The sequence below is a fragment of the Croceitalea sp. MTPC6 genome, assembly GCF_036985525.1.
GTDB lineage: Bacteria > Bacteroidota > Bacteroidia > Flavobacteriales > Flavobacteriaceae > Croceitalea.
The window spans coordinates 331,353-351,062 of record NZ_BTGR01000002.1 but is presented as its reverse complement, the minus strand read 5'-3'; the positions used below and the strand labels follow the sequence as shown (position 1 = coordinate 351,062).

Below are 19,710 nucleotides of genomic sequence, written 5' to 3'. Positions count from 1 at the left end.
CCAACTTTAAACTTGCATACCAATGATTGATTTACTGATTGTCTGCGCCTATTTTGTAATTGTTTTTGTGACCGCCATTACAGGAAAAACCTCTAAAGATGCAACAACAGAAGAATATTTTTTAAGCTCTAGGAATCTTCGCTGGCCATCAATTGCATTTTCAACTATTGCCACTAATGTGCAAGGGTATCAGTTTTTGGGTTTTATGGGTTCCGCATATTTGTACGGTTTGGCCCAAGCTAATTTTGAGATTAATGCGATTCAAGGACTTTTACTGGCCGCTTTTATTTTTGTGCCGATGTATCTTCGGGAAAAAATCATCACTATAACCCAATTCATTAAAACTAGGCTGGGCAGTACTATTGCATTGTTATATTCAGCTTCTAACATACTTCTATTTTCAACTATAACGCTTGGAGCAGCATTGTTTTGGGGAGCTTATTCAGTCGATTTGGTTTTTGGTGATTATTTATCCTTTATCCATGAAGATCGATTGATACGTATCACCATTTTAATAGTCTTTTTAGGATTATTTTCTGCCACTTATACCTATTTTGGTGGATTGGCAGCGGTAGTTAGAACAGACGTAATCCAATTTGGAATTCTATTAACCGGAGGTGTTGTAGTGATGCTCATTGCAATTCACCACCTAGGTGGATTTTCGCAACTATATACCAAAACTGGGGACTTAATGCACTTACACCTTCCTGCAGATCATGATACCATTCCCTGGATTCATATTTTTGGGGCATTTTTATTAAACATCAACTATTGGTGCGCTAATCAATCTGTTGTGCAACGATCATTAGCAGCAAAAAGCTTAAAAGATGTACAAATAGGTCTTATGGTAGGCGGATTGATGAAATATTTCATGGCAGCAATCATTATTTTACCAGGCATTGCCCTTGTAGGTATATTGGGCCAAAATGGATTAGCTGAGCCAGATGCTGCTTTCCCATATTTAGTGAATACCTATTTACCTGTTGGGGTGAAAGGCTTGGTTCTTTGTGCACTTTTTGCTTCTTTAATGAGTACAGTAGATTCAACGTTTAACTCTTTGGCTACGCTGTGGTCAATTGACATTTATAAAGTATATGTAAACAAAAATGCAACTGACCAACAGATTGTAAAGTCAGGAAAAAAAGCAATTCTAATATCTTTCATTTCAGGTGTTATTATTGGGGTAGTATTATTATATCTTAAATTTGAAGATCCGGGGGCTGCATTTACCCATACCCTTAATCAACTCAGGTATTTTATCAATTGTGGTATTGTCGTGCTTATATGTGCTGCTGCATTCTTGGCTTTTCCCAAACACAAAATTGCGCTTATTGGGTTTATTTCCACTGTTCCCTTACAGTTCTTCTTTCTAAATTTTTTCCCAGATATGAATTACTTTGTTAGGGCAATGTGGGTTATTCTCATAGGTTTTGCAATTATCTGGTTTGGTTCTAGAACAGGTTTTGTTAAAGACAAATTAAAAGCCGAGCCTGCTTCCCCAATGCTTGCAAAAGCTGGCATAGGAATGCTTTTGTCTTTAGTTGCCCTACATATCATTTTTCACTAAAGAATACCTGTAAAATCTTGAAAATCCCTTAAAGGTTTAACTTAATTAATAAGGTAGTTTTTATATCTTGCCTCATTAGTTTGCATTGGGTTTATGAAAAGGTTTTTAGGGTTAGTTATTTTAATTTGTTTTAGTTTTTTTTCTTGTAAAAAAAAATCAGAGAAATTATTCTTGAAACGCCAAGCAAATGAGACCGGCATTACATTCAAAAACCAACTTACAAGCAATCCAGAACTTAATATCCTTAATTACCTTTATTACTATAACGGTGGTGGGGTTGCGGCTGGAGATTTTAACAATGATAATTTAGTAGACCTTTATTTTACCTCAAACCAAGAAGAAGATAGGTTGTACCTGAATATGGGAAACCTAAAGTTTAAGGATATTACTAAGGAATCAAAGATTAGAAATGCCGGAAATTGGACCACTGGAGTAACACATGTAGATATTAATAATGATGGGTTATTGGATATTTATGTTTGTAAAGTTGGTGGATATAAAAACTTTGAAGGCCACAACTTACTTTATGTAAATCAAGGCGTCAATGAAAAAGGAGTTCCTTCGTTTTTAGAAAAATCTGCTGACTATGGTTTAGATTTTTCAGGTTTTTCCACCCAAGCTGCTTTTTTTGATTATGATTTGGATGGTGATTTAGATGTGTTTCTATTGAATCACTCAACACATCCTAATAGAACATACGGCAGAGGTAGCAAGCGTAAACAAATCAATAAGAAATCGGGGGATAAGCTTTTAAGAAACGACAACGGAAAATTTATTGATGTTTCTCTCGAGGCAGGTATCTTTCAAGGTGGTATAGGTTACGGTCTAGGATTGGGCTTAAGCGATTTGAACAATGATGGGTACACTGATATTTATATTGGCAATGATTTCTTCGAAAACGACTATTTATATATCAATCAAAAAGATGGCACTTTTAAAGAAATAATATCTCTAGATAACAAAAAATTGGGACATACCACCCATTATTCTATGGGCAACTCTATTGCCGATATTAATAATGACGGACTAACAGATATTGTTTCTTTAGATATGCTTCCAGAAGATTTACATACCTATAAAACTTCTGGGCTTGAATACCCATTTCCAGAGTATCAACAATACCTTAAAAATGGTTATGCTCCTCAGTATATGCAAAATACGCTTCATCTTAACTTAGGAAACACGAATTTTAGTGAAATTGCAAATCTGAGCGGAATATCTGCTACAGAATGGTCTTGGGGGCCGCTTTTAGCTGACTTTGATAATGATGGACTTAAAGACATATTTATATCAAATGGCATTAAAGGCGCTACAAACGATATGGACTTTATCAATTTTATTGCAAACGATAATATTCAGAAGAGTATTGATGATGGAATGACCGAAAAAGAAATGGGGTTTATCACTAAAATCCCCGAAAAAAAAGCTCACAATTATTTCTTTAAAAATAAAAATGGGATATCATTTGAAAATGTTACCGATTCTTGGTTTGAAAAAAAAGGCACTTTCAGCAATGGCTGTTCCTATGCAGATTTAGACAATGATGGAGATTTAGATATTATCGTAAACAACGTGAACGAAACAGCTCATATTTTAGAAAATACTTCAAGCACCTTAAATAAATCTTTGACTATTAAGTTGCAGGGAAGCCAAAGCAATTTATTTGGAATAGGAGCAAAAATTATTAGTTATAATGGAAACTTGGAACAACATTTAGAACACTTTCCATCTAGAGGTTATTTATCCAGTGTCCCAAATAAATTGCATTTTGGAGTTGGAAAAGATACCATCTTAGACTCTCTTAAAGTGATATGGCCAGATGGAAAATTTCAAAAAATCAAAAAATTGCACTTCAGTAATCCAATCACTTTAAAATATGATGATGCAGAATCAAATTTTTATAAAAACCTGAAAAAAGCTCAGTCATTACTTATTAAAAAAAGTGATACAATTTTTTTAAAACATAACGAGAAAAATACCATAGAATTTGACCGTGACCCCTTAGTCCCATTTGCAAATACAAACGAGGGACCCCAAATCTCAATTGCTGATATCAACAATGATTCCCTTGAAGATATTTTTATAAGTGGGGCTAAAACACAACCATCCGCTCTTTATGTACAGAATGCTGAGGGCGGATTTGAATCAGTTCAAAAAACCGTTTTTGTTCCAGATGCATTTAGTGAGGATGTTTCACATGTGTTTTTTGACTCAAATAATGATTCCTATAAAGATTTGTTAGTAGTTAGCGGTGGGAATGAGTTCAAATCATCTAAAAGGCTACAACCAAGACTATATATCAATAAAAATGGCACTTTTTATAAAGATACGATTCAGTTTAAGGGTATAGAATTAAACGCCTCAAAAGTAGCAGCCTTTGATTTTGATAATGATGGTGATCAGGATATAATTATTACATCAGATCAAGTGCCTTGGCAATTTGGAAAAACACCAAGACAGTACTTCTTCGAAAATGATGGAGCAGGAAATTTTATAGATGATACGCAAAAAATAGCTCCTGAGCTAGAACTTATTGGCCAAGTTAAAGATGTGGTTTTTTCAGATATCGATAATAATGGTTTTAATGATATTATTGTGGTAGGCCATTGGATGCCAATATCAATTCTATTAAATAATGGCAAAACATTCCAAAAACTCAACAATAATGGCTTGAATAATACACATGGTTTTTGGAACGTGGTTAAAGCTGAAGATTTCGATAATGATGGTGATATAGATTTAGTTGCTGGCAATTGGGGTAAGAACAGTAAGTTTAAAGCTTCAAAAGAAAAACCTATAACACTTTATAGTTATGACTTTGATTCAAATGGCTCCATAGAACCACTAGTCACTTATTTTCATAAAAATAAAGAAACACCTTTTCCTTCTAAGGATGAACTGGTAAAACAAATGCCATTTCTTAACAAAAAATACCTCTCTTACGATAATTTTGCATCGCAAACTATTGATGGTCTGTTTGGTTCTGAAAAATTAGATAGGGCTTCACAAAAAAAAGTATATGAGCTTTCTAGCATGTATTTTGAAAATGATGGAAAAGGAAATTTTACAAAAAAGGAACTTCCTGCAATGGCTCAAATTTCAACGGTCCAAGATATAGCCATCAAAGATTTTGATGGTGATGGTGCTAAAGATGCATTGTTGGTAGGGAACAATTACGAAATAAGCACACATTTAGGAAGAATGGATGCATCGCACGGTACTTTTTTAAAACTAGATCAAAACAAAGATTTTATTTGGGCCAAAGATTGGAAGGCAGATATTTCTGGTCCAGCACGAAGTATTAAAGAAATCACCATTCAAAGTAAAACATATTTTTTAGTAGGTGTTAACAATGATAAACCTATTCTGCTTTCTCTTGAGAAATAATAAATGAAAATAACATGAAGTATTGTGTTTTGATTTCTGTTCTAATCGTCATGTTTGGCTGCAAAGATGATGGAGAACTTTTTTACAATCCAGAATCAGAAGAAACAGGTATACTATTTACCAATTCTCTAGAAAGCAATGACCAATTGAATATCTTGGACTATCTCTACTTTTATAATGGTGGAGGCGTTGCTATTGGTGATATTAATAATGATGGATTACAGGACATCTTTTTTTCAGGCAATCAAGTAAGCAATAAACTATACCTAAATCAAGGAGACTTAAATTTCAAAGATATATCTGCCCAGGCTGGAATAGAAGGTAATAGCTCGTGGAACACAGGGTCGGTCATGGCCGACATAAATGGAGACGGCCTATTGGATATTTATGTATGCGCTGTTGTTGGCATTAACGGCTTTGACGGATACAATGAACTTTTTATTAATAATGGAGATAATACATTTACCGAGAGTGCAGGTAGTTATGGCCTTGATTTTGATACCTTTAGTAGTAATGCGGCTTTCTTAGATTATGATTTAGATGGGGACTTGGACATGTATATTTTAAATCACGCCGTTCACACACAAGAATCTTTTGGTAAAGCTGACTTAAGATATAACAGAAACTACCAAACTGGTGATAAATTAATGCGAAACGATGGGGCAAAATTTACCGATGTTAGCGAGGAAGCCGGAATATACGGTGGAATAAACGCCTACGGACTTGGCGTATCCGTTGCTGATTTTAACCAAGATGGTTTTCCAGATATTTATGTTGGAAACGATTTCCATGAAGATGATTATTACTATTTAAATAATGGTGATGGTACTTTTACAGAAAGTTTAAGAGAATATTTTGGGCACACCACTAGATTCTCCATGGGCAGTGATGCGGCAGATATTAATCATGACGGTTTTCCAGATTTAATTTCGCTTGATATGCTTCCTGAAGAAGAGAAGGCATTAAAATCCTCGGAAGGCGATGATAACATTCAAGTACAAAAACTTAGGGTTGAAAGATATGGGTATCACTACCAGTTTACCCGGAACATGTTATACATCAACCAACCATCTGGTGAATATCTAGAAACAGCACTTATGAGCGGAGTAGCCGCAACAGATTGGAGTTGGAGTGCACTTTTTGCTGATTATAATCAAGATGGCGAACAAGACCTTTTTGTCTCTAATGGCATCACTAAAAGACCAAATAATCTTGACTTTATCAAATTTATTTCTAGTGAACAGATACAGAAAAAAATAAATAACACCAAGTTGGTAGATCAGCAAGCCATTAATCTTATGCCCTCAGGAGCTACAAATAATTACATATTTAAAGGAAGTGGAAATCTGATTTTTAAAGATAAATCTAGCCAATGGATTTCCAATGACACTCTGGTTTCCGGAGCATCTGCAATTGGTGATTTAGATAACGATGGTGATTTAGATTTAGTCACAAACAATATTAATAGACCTGCAACACTTTATATAAACAAAACCGGTACAAAAGCGAACTATCTTAAAATTGTTTTTAAATATAACGGTGCAAATCCATTCGGGATAGGGACAAAAGTATTTTCGTATAACAAGGGTAATTTGCAATATAAAGAGCTTTATAGCACTCGTGGATTTCAGTCTTCCTCTGAGCCAATGCTCCATTTTGGTTATGGTAATGCTAAAAACATTGACTCTATAAAAGTTGTTTGGCCAAACAAAACTTATCAAGTACTTAAAGATGTCAAATCCAATCAAAAACTGGTGATAAGGCCAGAAAATACTTTTCCATTTAAATATGATGATTTAAAACAACTAAGAAAACCACTATTTAAAAAAGTTGAGAGTAATCTGGGTATTAATTTTATTCATCAAGAAGATAATTACACAGATTTCATTCGGGAAAAACTCATTCCTTATCAAGTCTCAGACAGAGGTCCTGGAACTGCTGTTGGAGATTTAAACTCTGATGGCAAGGAAGACATTTTCTTTGGAGGTTCAAAATATAAATCCTCAAAAATTTATCTACAAAAAGACACTTTATTTGTAGCTGCCAAAATCCCTGAAATTCAAAAAGACTCTATTAAAGAAGATGTAGATGCAGCAATTTTCGATATAGACAATGATGGTAAAAAAGATATTTTCCTAGCATCAGGCGGGGCAGATTTTTATGGTAAGATGAAACCATTGTTAGATAGTTATTTTCTCCAGAAAGATTCCTCTTTTACAGAAATAAAAATTGATGGGGTTTTTGAAAATGCATCTGTAGTAAAACCTTTCGACTATGATTCTGATGGTGATTTAGATGTGTTTTTAGGGAGCAACATAGTGTCAAACGCATTTGGTCAACTACCTGAAAACATTCTTTTAGAGAATGATAATGGAAGCTTTATCAAAAAGAAAGATGTCCCTTTTTCAAAATCAGGAATGGTAACTGATGCTCTATGGCATGACTTTGATAGTGATGGAATTACTGATCTAATTTTAGTTGGAGAATGGATGCAGCCAAAGTTTTTTAAGAACACCAATGGGATTTTTTCAGAAATCAATGTTTTTTCAGAAAAGCTAAGTGGGCTTTGGCAATGTATTGCGCCATTTGATGTTGATGGTGATGGTGATATGGACTATCTTTTGGGCAATTGGGGCTTAAATTCAAAATTTAAAGCAAGGTCTGATGCGCCAATGAAAATGTACCACTCGGACTTTGACGATAATGGAAAGACGGAAACCATAGTTGTTACCAAAAAGAACGGTAAATTCTATCCCTTAAACGGACTTGACGAATTGGCAGGTCAGATGGTTTTTCTTCGTAAAAAATTTACCAATTATAATGATTTTGCAGGAAAAGGAATAGGCGAGCTTTTTGAAAAATCTCAGTTGAACAATGCTTCCGTTCTCGAAGTGAATGAGCTACGATCTGGGGTTCTAAAAAATGAAAATGGCCAATTTAAGTTCACAGCTTTCCCACAAGAAATACAAGTATCGCCGATAACGGCCATGTTAAACCATGACTTTGATGGAGATGGGGCAACGGAAATTCTTGTAGCTGGTAATTATTTTGGTATAAAACCTTTTCACGGAAGATTTGATTCTTTCCCAGGTGCAATTATAAAAAGTGAAAATAATGTAATTTTGGGCAATCTTTTAGGGCTAGATTTTACACAAAAATCCGCTAGAGATTTAAATATTATACACCTAAATGGACAAAAATACCTAATGGTTACCTTCAACAATGATAAAGTTGAGATCTACAAACTATTAAACAAAGCAAAACAATGAATATAACACGTTCAACACTAATTTTTCTTGGAGTTTTTCTAATATATTCCTGTAATAAGAAAAGTGAACCAATTGTAGTTTCTCCAGATGAAATTCATAATGCTATAGATAAGGTCACTGAGGTGATGATACACGATATCTTTTCTCCTCCAGTTGCTAGTAGAATATTTGCTTACCCAAATATAGCGGCATACGAAATTATAGCAGCAAACGATGAAAAATATCAGTCATTGACCAATCAATTAACTGGACTTACTGCTATCCCAGTTCCTGAAAATGGCACCACTGTAAATTATGAACTAGCTGCATTAATCTCGCATATTGAAATGAGCAAAAGACTCATTTTTTCGGAAGATAGAGTCGAGCAATATCGTGATAGCCTTTATTCGATATGGAAAAACACCAATAAAAAAGAATTTGAAGTTTCAAAAGATTATGGGTTAAAAGTAGCCGAACACATTGCACAATGGATGAATAAGGACAACTATAAACAAACCCGGACCATGCCCAAGTTCACCATTAATTCTGACGAACCGTCTAGATGGCAACCTACGCCTCCAGCATATATGGCAGGTATTGAGCCACATTGGAATAAAATAAGACCTTTTGTAATTGACTCGGCAAACCAATTTAAACCTTTACCCCCTCCACCTTTTTCCATGGATGAAAATTCAGATTTTTATAAAGAAGTTAGGGAAGTTTATGATATAAGTAATAAGATAACTGCAAAAGGAGACGAATCCGAAGAGGTGGCTATTGCTCAGTTTTGGGACTGTAATCCCTACGTTTCTGTTACAAGGGGCCACTTAATGTTTGCCACAAAGAAAATCACACCTGGTGCGCATTGGATTGGAATTACCAAAATCGCCTCTAAAAAAACAAAAGCTGATTTTTCAAAAACTGTTTATGCCTATACAAAAACTTCAATAGCTATAGCAGACGCTTTTATCAGCTGCTGGGACGAAAAATATAGAAGTAACCTAATACGCCCAGAAACTTTAATTAATGAGCATATAGATGAAAATTGGCAGCCAGTTCTGCAGACTCCTCCATTTCCAGAATACACAAGTGGACATAGCGTTGTTTCAGGTGCTGCGTCAATAGCGCTCACTGATATTTTTGGCGAAAATTTTAGTTTTGATGATGATACCGAAGTTGCCTATGGACTCCCTGTAAGATCATTCACTTCTTTTAAACAAGCAGCAGACGAGGCAGCAATTAGTAGAATGTATGGCGGTATTCACTACCGTGCTGCTGTAGAAATTGGTGTAAAGCAAGGAAGGGATTTAGGCCAGTTTGTCACTAAAAACCTTCACATGACTACTGAAAATTAAGTAATTCTATTAGCTATGAAAAAAAGCTTTATGGTTATCACGGTAATCGTAACTGTCGGCATAATATGGTATCTTTTCTTTAAACCCTTCGACTATTTAATCACTTTTAAAGCCAACACTTCACCAGGCACGATTAAACAAACCGTAAAAGCTTGGGGCAAAATAAACGATGTAGAGATTATCGAACAAAAGGAAAATTATTCTTTGGTACAGCAATCACGCCATCAAGATTCCACAATAATATACGATTGGCAAATTAAGGGAATAAACGATTCCACTTCTAAGGTTAAGGTTAGAATTAAAGACCTTAATCATAGCATAGCCAATAAAGTCTATATTCCATTTAGCGAAACCATTCTTGAAAAGCGTTCAAAGGGAAATTTATTGGGCTTTAAAAAGTTCCTTAATGAACACTTAAAAAGGTTTAAAGTAACTATAGTTGGGGCTGAGGAGATTAAGCCTGTTTTTTGTGCATATATATCTGAAAGTGAACCTCAAGAAAGGAAAGCTTTTGGGATGATGAAAAACTATCCTTATTTATCAGGTTTCGTTGATGATAATAATTTAGGAGTGGGAGGTATTCCTTTTGTAGAAATTACCGAATGGGATATAAAAACGGATGATATTAGTTATAATTTTTGTTATCCCGTCAAACTTTCAGATAGTATGCCAAAACATAAAGAAATCAAATTTAAAAAATTTGAGGGAGGCAAATACCTCAAGGCTATATACAATGGCAATTATATTACCTCGGACAGAGCTTGGTACAGGCTTTTGGAATATGCCAAACAAAATGATATACAAGTAAAAAGACAACCTATTGAATTTTTTTATGACAACCCTAATATGGGTGGAAATGAGTTGGAATGGAGAGCAGAAATCTATTTACCTATACAAGAAAATGAATAAGCGTATTTCTTTTTTATTTCTTGCTTTATTTCAGCTACTATTTGCAAACTGTCAAAATCATGGAGAGCTAAAAATTCTTGCAGACTTACCTTCTAACTTAGAGGAGAATTCTGGTATTCAATTTTATCCTGATAATACAATTTGGGTCATTGAGGATAATGGCAACAAAGATGAAATATATGGTCTTAACCTAAAAGGCAAAATAGTCAAAGAATTTAAAGTAAAAAATGCAAAAAATAGGGATTGGGAAGACTTAACGAGGGATATTAATGGAAATTTATATATCGGTGATTTTGGCAACAATGGTAATGATAGAAAGCGTATGACTATCTATAAATTACCAAATCCCAAAAAAGAACCAGGAGAAAAAATTGATGCAGAAAAAATTGAGTTTGTCTATCCAGAACAAAAAAAATTTCCTCCTAAAAAAGAGAAACTATATTACGATACCGAAGCCTTTTTTCATTGGGAAAATGCGCTTTATATTATTACAAAAAACCGTACTCGCCCTTACGACGGAAAAGCACTAATCTATAAAGTGCCAGATAAAAAAGGAAACTATGAAGCCGAGCTAGTGGGTAAATTTATAGTTTGTAAAGACCAAGACAAATGTTCTATCACTTCTGCTGATATATCCTCCAATGGCAAGAAAATAGCCTTACTCACCTATGGCTATGTTTTAATTATAACCGATTTTGAATTTGATGATTTTTCAAAAGGAAAAAAGCAACAAATAGAGTTAGGAGCCCGCACGCAATTAGAAGCTGTATGCTTTAAAAATGATTCTACTTTATTGATTTCGGATGAACAATCCCACGCTCAAGGTGGAAATCTATACGCACTGGACCTTTCTAAATTTTAAAACCCAAAGCCTACTCCAAAAGCAAAACGCATACCATCTGTACTATTAAATAGACCAAAATTAGCAGATAAAAGACCGGAACCATTTACAAAGAATCCTCCACCATATGAGTTGTGCCAAGTATCCGAATCTTCGCCTGGCAACCAAACACGACCATAATCAAAACCACCAAATATTCCAGGTGTTACCGGCAACAAACCTGTTTTTCTTTTTCTAAAGCTTAATCTTAGGTCTGTATTCTGGTAATATGCTGTTTTACCATTAAAACGCTGAAAACGGAACCCGCGAAGACCATCATTTGCCCCAATGGTTGCTCCTTGATAAAACTCAAAATCATTACCAATATTAAAATGTCCCTTAAATTTAGTAGCCAAAACCAACCTGCCATTTGAGACCAACTTATAGTCAAAGGATAAACTTGGAATTATAAATCCGTAAGACCTACCGGATTCGCTTAGATTAGTTTTATACCCCCCATGCAGCGAAAAGCCCATTCCCATAGTTGGAAAAGCCTCATTATCGGAATTTGAATACTTATACTCGGCATCTATTCCAAAAAAATCTTGTTGCGTATTTCTTCCAGCATTGGTAAAAAAGCCTTCAATAAAACGGTTTTCCGTTTCCTCAACATCAAAGTTTTCATAAGAAACGCCTAATCTTACTTTTGAACCCAATTGCCCACGCCATACTAAAGATGGGGCAAACTTTATTGTTCTTATTTTCACTCGATTAAAATCGAGTTCCAACTCCTCTTCATCATCATTATTCTCTGTATCATTCCCAAACCCAAAGAAGTTAATGGCGAAGTTTGGACTTGTAAACTTAGCATTCAATTCCAGGTTTACATTTTCAAAAATATTGGCAAACTCTCCATTATACCCAAAGTCAAATCCGCTTGTGGCAAAATAATACGCTGCATTAAAAGTGTGTTGTTGTGTAAACGGGTTTTGTCTAAATCCATTAAAAGTATAGGTATTGGTAAAACCTAAACGAAAACCATCATCTGGATTAAAACCAAGTGCCGGTAAGAGTTGATTATTACTAGCTTTTATCTTTAAAAACTGGTAGGTATTTGTATCATAATCCCTAACCTTATGTATTTTTCCACCATAGGCTTCATCATAAGTATTTTTCTTATCCTTAAAATCATATACATGGACTCCTTTTGCTTTTTCGGTTACTTTATAAATATCATTGTTATGCCCTCCTACTAAGCGTAATTTTATCTTTCCACTGGTATTGTTTACTTCAAAAACATCATCGTCATCTAAGCCATAAATCCATATTTCTTTAGTGTATTCTGGATAATATGTTTTATCAAAAAAGAGGTCGGACATTTTTCCATCCTTGATTCTAAACGCTTTTACAACTACACTTCCGTTTTCCAAAGAGTTCACCACAAAATAGTCATCCTTATCCGTACCCGTAACAACACTATATTTATTGATAATACCAAAATATTCTTGGGCTGTAGCTAATAAGTTAGATTTTCTGGATAAAAGTATTTTCTTAATTTTTACTACTGTCTCATCTCTAACTTCTTCGGGGAATTCCTTTAATGCGCTATCAATAACCTCTTCGGTGATGTTCTTCTGAATAAACTTTGCCTGATCTTCCCAATCTTTAATTGTTGTTTCAGGCAATAAAGCCATATCCAAAGCAAATGTTCTTGGCGATGCATTAAATCCCCTTACACTTCGTATTTCTTCATTGAAGCCTTCAAAAATTCGAAGAGAAGGCACCGTTCTTGAAGCAAAACCGATTAATGCACCGTCTCCCCATATAGAATATGCTTGGTCCCTATCACGAGGAATTGGCTTAAAAACAGTATTTCCATTATCATCTTTAAATCCTGCCCAACGCCATTGATCAACGTGCCTATCCCAATCAACATATCAAATAAACGTGCTTTAACGTATTCTTTTGCATCAACACTATACTCCTCATCTTTTCTTAGTTTCTTGATAAGGTCATAAGTACTTTCAATTTTTTTGGTTTTTCCAAAACTTTCAAGATTGTTATGCCCCTCTGAAACATGCTCTTCAATCATATATAATTCATCACCAAACTCACTATTGTAATCTCCAAGGATATTCTGTTTTGGTATATAATATAATTTTGGATTTGTATGATATATACCAACAGCATCTGAAAGTGCGGCAATGGTAAAAGGTGCATACGGATGTGCTCCCGTATAAAAGTCCATAAGAAATTTTTCTATGAACGAATCTTCAAAGTCTCCAATCACATATTGATTTTGAAATGCAATTGCCTGCAAATAACGTTCTGCGCTCTTTCGCAAAGCCCTCATTACAAATTGTCTACCATCTTTATGTTGAAGCCTTAACGAATTTGATTGGTTTCCCCCACCTTTTCTAACTACGGTAAGCCCCCCAAATAAAGTATCTAAAAGAACTGTTGGAGCTTTTACCTTAGTGGCATAATATTCCCTATACCGGTCTCCCCAAAGCCATTTATAAAAACCACTTTTATCAATCTCTTCTTTAGTGTATATCGAAGCTTCCACTTTAAAAGGGAACTTACTCGAATATTCTGCTAGTGTTTTCTTCTTATTTGCTTTTAACACTTCTGTGCTGAATGCCAACTCTTCCTTATCATTTTCAATACTGAAAAATTCAACATTGGATGAGCCATCTTCAAAGACATTTAAAACTGCATATCCCATCTGTCCAGTAGAAAATTTACTTCCATTTAAAAGTCTGGTAGCACCAGTTTTTGCTCCCGAACCACTCACAATCTGAGGTGTATTTTGCTCAACGATGTATTGCAAGGTGTGCTCATGTCCAGAAGCAAAAATCACCTTTTCAGAATATTGTGCTAAGGTGACCAAACGGTTCTTTAAGTGGTTGTAATTTTTATTGGATTGATCTTCAATAGTTGCTCCAGAAGTTCTTCTCAAAACATTGATGAATGAGCCTATAAATGGTAAAGGGACTCCACCACCACTTGGAAAAATATGCTTTTTAAAAGAAAACTGGCCTCCGTGCGGACCATATGTGAACATAGGGTGGTGCAGTGCTAGAATTGTTGTTTTATCCCTATTCTTTTTTATTAAACCCTCTATTTCTTCAAAAAATCTTCCTCGGTCTTTAATTTCACAGTCATCATTTATCTTAGGGTGTTTATCCCAATCAACCAAATACCATTCTGAATCAATAGCAATCACAACAATGTCATCATTTATTTCTATCTTTTCGATCGGACATCCATTTTCCGGGAAGAATACTTCCTTACTTTTTAACACTTTTTCAATGTACTTTTCCTGCCTTTTTAATCCTTTTAAACCTTCATTATACCAATCATGATTCCCTGGTATAAAAACAGGTTTTCCTTTATAATCTGATAGTGTGGCAAGTTGCGCATCCAAATGACTTTTAGCCTCTAAGTAGGCTTTAGTAGAGTCCTTTTTATCTGGCAATCCAGCGGGATAAATATTATCGCCTAAGAATATTGTGGTACTATTTTCTTCTGCCTTATCTAATCTTGATTTAAATGCTTTTAGAACAGGGTTCATTCCACCGATTGGGGATTTACCCGCATCACCGATTAAATAGAATGTATGTGTTGCTTCTTTGTTACTGGCTATAGCTTGCCCAGAGAATTCTTCGGCATATTTTGCTTTGTATGTAGCACAGCCCGTAACAAGCAATACTAGAACGGCTACGTAAATTTTCTTCATATCACAGGGCTTCCTTCCAAAATTTTGTATTTTGGATTATTCAATATACAACTATGTCAGAGATTGTTCAAAAAGCTGAAGAATTTGTTGCCAAAATTCTTGAAGATAAACTTGATGAAAAATTTCTGTACCATAACTTAAAACATACCCAACGTGTTGTAAAAAGCACAAAGGAATTACTGGAGAATCATGAATTGAATGATAATGAAAATGAAGAACTATTAGTAGCAGCTTGGTTTCATGATACTGGTTATACAACTGGAACCGAAAATCATGAAGAAGCTAGTTGTAAAATAGCTTCTGATTTTTTAAAAAAACAAGGCTATGATAAAGCTGGAATAAAAAAAATAGAGGAATTGATAATGGCTACTAAGCGCCACCATATGCCACAAAATATTCATGAGAAAATTATTAGAGATGCGGATTCCTCCCATTTTGCGCAAAAAAGCTATTGGGAGACCACGGATTTTTTAAAAGAAGAGCTTAAAAAATTAGGCATAGCAAACTACAGTGAAAAACAGTGGCGGAATGAAAATATAAAGATGTTTAGAAATGAGCATCAGTTTTACACAGATTATGCCAAGGAAAATTGGGAAAGTGCTAAACAAAAGAACCTTAAACAGCTTTTAAAGGATAAAAAAACTGAAAAACAAATTGCAAAAAAAGAACAGCTTAAAGCCAAATATAAAAGTGAAAGCCCGGATAGAGGCATTCAAACCTTATTTAGGGTTACCCTTAAAAACCATTTGACTTTAAGCGATATTGCCGATACCAAAGCAAATATTTTGTTGTCTGTAAACGCCATCATAATTTCTGTAGCGTTGTCAAATCTAATCCCAAAATTGGATAATCCGTCAAATTCTTATTTAATCTATCCTACATTAATTTTTATTGTTTTTAGTGTAATTTCAATGGTTTTAGCAGTTTTGGCAACAAGACCAAATGTTACTAGCGGAAAGTTTACCAAGCAAGATGTTGAACAAAAAAAGGTAAACCTTTTATTCTTTGGTAATTTTCATAAAATGAGCTTATCTGAATACGAATGGGCGATTCAGGAATTGGTAAAAGACAATAAGTTTATTTACTCTTCTCTAACCAAAGATTTGTATTTTCTAGGGGTGGTATTAAACAGAAAATATAAGATATTACGTATTACCTATACTATTTTCATTATTGGAATTGTCATCTCCGTAATTGCCTTTGGAATTGCTTTTCGGTTCTTTGGACCGGATAGAATGACTTTTTAAAACCTAAGATTCCAATTCTTTCATTAAGTCATCGTACGTGTAAGTCCTCTCCGATTTATCATCGGTCTTATACAAAATTTCAGCACGTATTGCCTTGAGGCCTGTAACTCCTTGTAAACCTTCTAGTTCAACAATCTCCACGTTATTCGTAAAGTATCCTTTGGACTTTAGGAACTTCACATAACGTAAATACTCTTTTTCATCTTTCTTTTGGGAATATACAATGGCAAGTTTACCTTTTTGGGTTAATCGTTCATTGGTTCCTTTTATATAAGATTTATCAATTCGCTTTTTAATAATCTCATACCTTGCATTATACGTGCCATCAACATCAAATCGCTTTTCGTCCATACGAAAACGTATAGCTAAAGGAGTACTATAAACCAACATTAAGGATGCAACATCTAATTGTATTGGGAGGTTGGGTTTAAGTGCATAATGCTTATTCTCCATCTCTACCATTACTTGTAGTTGCCATAATCTAAGGTTATTTAGATATAGAGAATCAAAGTTTCTATCATTTGCAATCTGACTTCCAATGTACATATTATGCTCTACGCCATCCGTTTTATAGCGTTCAAAATAATGCGGAAACATTTCTTGGGCTTCCAACTGTTTTTTGTCCAACATTGCAGCTAGCTTCTTGTTTATTTCCATTACACTTTCATCATAATTACGGCGATGGTCATAGTAAGATTCCGTGCCCATATCTATCTGGCTTTCATAAGCAAGGATTAGTTCCTTCAATTTCTTGTCTTCACGCTTTAAATGATGAAAAACTGGATTAACTTCTTCATGTACAAAATCAAAAATAGCTTGCTCACTATTTGTATATAACGTCTCTCGGATTTCTTCTAAATAATCATTCACCCTAAACATTAGCTCTTCATAAATAGGAAGCTTAAACTTTTTTAATGCCTCATTCATAACAGAGTGAATTTCTGAAAGCTGAATCATCAAATCTCGCTGTATAGCAAGATTTCGTTCTTTAGAAGAATCTTTAATGTCTATTTGTCCATAGAGCGGATAAACATCCTTAAAAACTATTTCTTTAAAAGCTGGTTGATTGCCACTAAGCTCATCGGTCATAAAACGCTTTGCTTCCTCTTGAAACTTCCAATACACGGAAGAATGTACCGTTGTACACTCGTGCTGAATAATTGCATCAATAAGGTTTTGTTCCTCTTCTATAGACCTAAGAACTGCCGAAACGATAAATGGCATTACATCCACCAACTTATTCGCATTAATACTATTTAGCTCATTAACCTTGGTAGAAACCAATTCCAAAACACCCAGAAGATTTCCTTCATCCGCGATAGGGGCTAAAATCGCACTTTTAATCCCTTGGTCATAAAGATTTTTATATGGCTGTCCGCCTCCAGATTTCTTATAATACTTCTCCACATTAGAAATAGCAAAGTAGGTACTTTCATTAAGTAACTTACCATAGGAGTAGTTACATAGCATAGCATCACAGGCTTCCACTTCTTGTCCTTTAAGCAAATAACTTTCTATTCCCTTGCCATGAATTTTTAGAAACCTATTGGTGCTTGGGTCATAACCAGCAAAACCAACATTTATATTTTTTAAATTAAATAGAGAGCTGAAGGTATTCTGGAAGTCATCCATGAAATTTTCACTCCCACGCTTATTGCTGCCTATTAAGCTTGATTTTATTTCTGAGATGGAATGTTCTGCAGTAACATCGAACATGTTTGAAATCACAAAGCCTTTTGCAATAAAGCTATTTGGTGGGATTTTTTCTTTCCACAGTTCTAAATTTTCAAAATTTTCTAATAACTCATCTACATCACTTTGTTCTAGTTTCTTGGCTTTATCAGTTGGCGTGATTTCCATAAAGTCCGCATTGTATAGAATGCGGTAGTGCCTTATTACTCCATTTTTATCTGGAATATCATAAAAAAGAGGTCGTTTAAAATCCAGCATGTAACCGTAATAGAAGCTTAAAATAACCGTACACATCATCATATAATGCATGTCTTCTGGCATATTCCTCATTTCCAGCTCAAAACCTTCCCCAGCTTCTTCAATAATCTTTTGAAAACGTTTAGAGGAGTTAAATACTAAATTTTCGAAAGGGATAGAGGCTGTTTTAATCTCATTATTGGTTAGCACAGATGAAAATGTGTCCCCCAAAATAATACTTATGACATCTTTTCTTTTCTCAAGAATGGAAAGGTCTGTAAATCCTTCTCTTAGTTCTGGGTAAGGCGCTTGAGCATCAAGCACATACTTTGCTCTAGCAGCAAGTGATTTATCTTTACTTTTCACTTGCTCATCATAATGGGTAAGCAATTTGTTAAAACTCACCAATTGGACCATGGGCCCATCTCCACTATAACCCTTTTTCATACTTCTTATTGGTCTTGGTTTAGCATGTAAAATTACAAAAAGAAGAAATACAGTATTGTTAAGGTAATCTTTATGCTTTTGCACTCTTTTTTTATGATATTTAATGAAATTTAAAAAATGTCTTCTTCTTCAAGATTAAATAAGGCTTATGATACTGCGAAGCGCATTTCATTTAATGATGCTTCCAAATTCATTTTTTTTAGTGATTGCCATAGAGGGGATAATAGTTTTGCCGATGATTTTGCCAATAACAGGAACATCTATTTTCATGCTCTAAACCATTACTATCGTGAAGGTTTTGACTATTGTGAGCTTGGTGACGGTGATGAGTTATGGGAAAACTTGAGTTTTGAGTCCATATTTGAAGCACATAAAAATGTTTTTAAGCTATTGCGGCAGTTTCATTTAGAAAACCGATTGCATATGGTTTGGGGAAATCATGATATGGTGTACAGAGATCAGACATATGTAGATAAACATCTATCAAGCTATTTTGAACCTATAGACGGAGTGGATAAAGAGCTTTTTGAAGGTTTAACGTATAATGAAGCCTTAGTATTAACCCATGAAAAAACAGGGCAAGAATTATTTTGTGCCCATGGGCACCAGGCAGATTGGTGGAACTATCGTTGCTGGCGGATTGGAAGATTTTTAGTCCGCATTTTATGGAAACCATTGCAAGTTGTTGGGATTGCAGACCCTACCAGTCCAGCTAAGAATTATAAAGAGCTTATTCGTATAGAAAAACGAATCAAACGTTGGATTTTAAAAAAGGATTTAAAAATAACTATCGCTGGTCATACACATAGACCTCGCTTTCCAGAACCAGGACAGATTCCATTTTTTAATGATGGAAGCTGTGTACACCCAAGAAGTATAACCGGGATTGAAATTGAAAATGGCCAAATTACCCTAATAAAGTGGCAAATTGCCACAACACCTGATGGTACCTTACAAATTGTACGTTTGGTCTTGGAAGGCCCGCAAAAATTAGCGGATTACATGAATTATTGAGCTTTCATCGAAAAAGACTAGGATTTAACAGCTCTTTATCAGCAC

Annotated in this window: 11 protein-coding genes; 8 read left to right on the top strand and 3 right to left on the bottom strand. The window is 34.7% G+C overall.

Features of this window, described 5'->3' with window-relative positions:
- Window positions 1-22 precede the first annotated feature (22 nt).
- The 6 genes from AACP56_RS06025 (at window position 23) to AACP56_RS06000 (ending at window position 11,328) form a co-directional block, all read left to right on the top strand.
- Window positions 23-1,567 (top strand): SLC5 family protein, encoded by a 1,545-nt coding sequence (locus AACP56_RS06025; protein WP_339336860.1) that lies wholly within the window; start codon window positions 23-25, stop codon window positions 1,565-1,567.
- A 171-nt stretch (window positions 1,568-1,738) separates the two neighbouring features.
- Window positions 1,739-4,954: a VCBS repeat-containing protein gene (locus AACP56_RS06020; RefSeq protein ID WP_339336858.1), complete on the top strand. Its 3,216-nt coding sequence runs from the start codon at window positions 1,739-1,741 to the stop codon at window positions 4,952-4,954.
- A gap of 14 nt (window positions 4,955-4,968) precedes the next feature.
- On the top strand, window positions 4,969-8,223 hold the full coding sequence (locus AACP56_RS06015; RefSeq protein WP_339336856.1) for a VCBS repeat-containing protein: 3,255 nt from the start codon (window positions 4,969-4,971) through the stop codon (window positions 8,221-8,223).
- A complete protein-coding gene (locus AACP56_RS06010) occupies window positions 8,220-9,557 on the top strand; it encodes a vanadium-dependent haloperoxidase (protein WP_339336854.1) in 1,338 nt (445 codons plus the stop codon). The genes AACP56_RS06015 and AACP56_RS06010 overlap by 4 nt, the downstream gene beginning before the upstream one ends.
- 15 nt (window positions 9,558-9,572) lie before the next feature.
- Complete coding sequence (locus AACP56_RS06005; protein WP_339336852.1) at window positions 9,573-10,466, top strand: GyrI-like domain-containing protein; 894 nt, start codon at window positions 9,573-9,575, stop codon at window positions 10,464-10,466.
- The gene (locus AACP56_RS06000; protein ID WP_339336850.1) at window positions 10,414-11,328 is read left to right on the top strand and encodes a hypothetical protein; all 915 of its coding nucleotides are present in this window, start codon (window positions 10,414-10,416) and stop codon (window positions 11,326-11,328) included. Before AACP56_RS06005 ends, AACP56_RS06000 begins: the two co-directional genes overlap by 53 nt.
- Here AACP56_RS06000 and AACP56_RS05995 read toward each other — a convergent pair.
- Window positions 11,325-13,070 carry a hypothetical protein gene (locus AACP56_RS05995; protein WP_339336848.1) on the bottom strand — a complete coding sequence of 582 codons (1,746 nt, stop codon included), beginning with the start codon at window positions 13,068-13,070 and terminating at the stop codon, window positions 11,325-11,327. The genes AACP56_RS06000 and AACP56_RS05995 overlap by 4 nt on opposite strands.
- A 20-nt stretch (window positions 13,071-13,090) precedes the next feature.
- Window positions 13,091-15,028, bottom strand: coding sequence for a metallophosphoesterase family protein (locus AACP56_RS05990; protein ID WP_339336846.1), 1,938 nt, complete (start codon window positions 15,026-15,028; stop codon window positions 13,091-13,093).
- A gap of 53 nt (window positions 15,029-15,081) precedes the next feature.
- On the opposite strand from AACP56_RS05990, the gene AACP56_RS05985 reads away from it, so the two are divergent.
- Window positions 15,082-16,275: a Pycsar system effector family protein gene (locus AACP56_RS05985; RefSeq protein WP_339336844.1), complete on the top strand. Its 1,194-nt coding sequence runs from the start codon at window positions 15,082-15,084 to the stop codon at window positions 16,273-16,275.
- Window positions 16,276-16,278: 3 nt separating this feature from the next.
- Here the strand turns inward: AACP56_RS05985 and AACP56_RS05980 are convergent, their stop codons facing one another.
- Entirely contained in the window at window positions 16,279-18,651 is a 2,373-nt protein-coding gene (locus AACP56_RS05980; protein ID WP_339336841.1) for a GAF domain-containing protein, read from the bottom strand.
- Between the two features lie 117 nt (window positions 18,652-18,768).
- Between AACP56_RS05980 and AACP56_RS05975 the strand changes: the two genes are divergently transcribed.
- The gene (locus AACP56_RS05975) at window positions 18,769-19,665 is read left to right on the top strand and encodes a metallophosphoesterase (protein WP_339336839.1); all 897 of its coding nucleotides are present in this window, start codon (window positions 18,769-18,771) and stop codon (window positions 19,663-19,665) included.
- The last annotated feature ends 45 nt before the right edge of the window (window positions 19,666-19,710 follow it).

Coding starts and splice junctions, on each gene's coding strand:
- AACP56_RS06000 (WP_339336850.1), top strand. CDS start 10,414: ATGAGTTGGAATGGAGAGCAGAAATCTATTTACCTATACAAGAAAATG.
- AACP56_RS05985 (WP_339336844.1), top strand. CDS start 15,082: ATGTCAGAGATTGTTCAAAAAGCTGAAGAATTTGTTGCCAAAATTCTT.
- AACP56_RS05990 (WP_339336846.1), bottom strand. CDS start 15,028: ATGAAGAAAATTTACGTAGCCGTTCTAGTATTGCTTGTTACGGGCTGT.
- AACP56_RS06015 (WP_339336856.1), top strand. CDS start 4,969: ATGAAGTATTGTGTTTTGATTTCTGTTCTAATCGTCATGTTTGGCTGC.
- AACP56_RS05980 (WP_339336841.1), bottom strand. CDS start 18,651: ATGAAAAAGGGTTATAGTGGAGATGGGCCCATGGTCCAATTGGTGAGT.
- AACP56_RS06005 (WP_339336852.1), top strand. CDS start 9,573: ATGAAAAAAAGCTTTATGGTTATCACGGTAATCGTAACTGTCGGCATA.
- AACP56_RS06010 (WP_339336854.1), top strand. CDS start 8,220: ATGAATATAACACGTTCAACACTAATTTTTCTTGGAGTTTTTCTAATA.
- AACP56_RS05975 (WP_339336839.1), top strand. CDS start 18,769: ATGTCTTCTTCTTCAAGATTAAATAAGGCTTATGATACTGCGAAGCGC.
- AACP56_RS06025 (WP_339336860.1), top strand. CDS start 23: ATGATTGATTTACTGATTGTCTGCGCCTATTTTGTAATTGTTTTTGTG.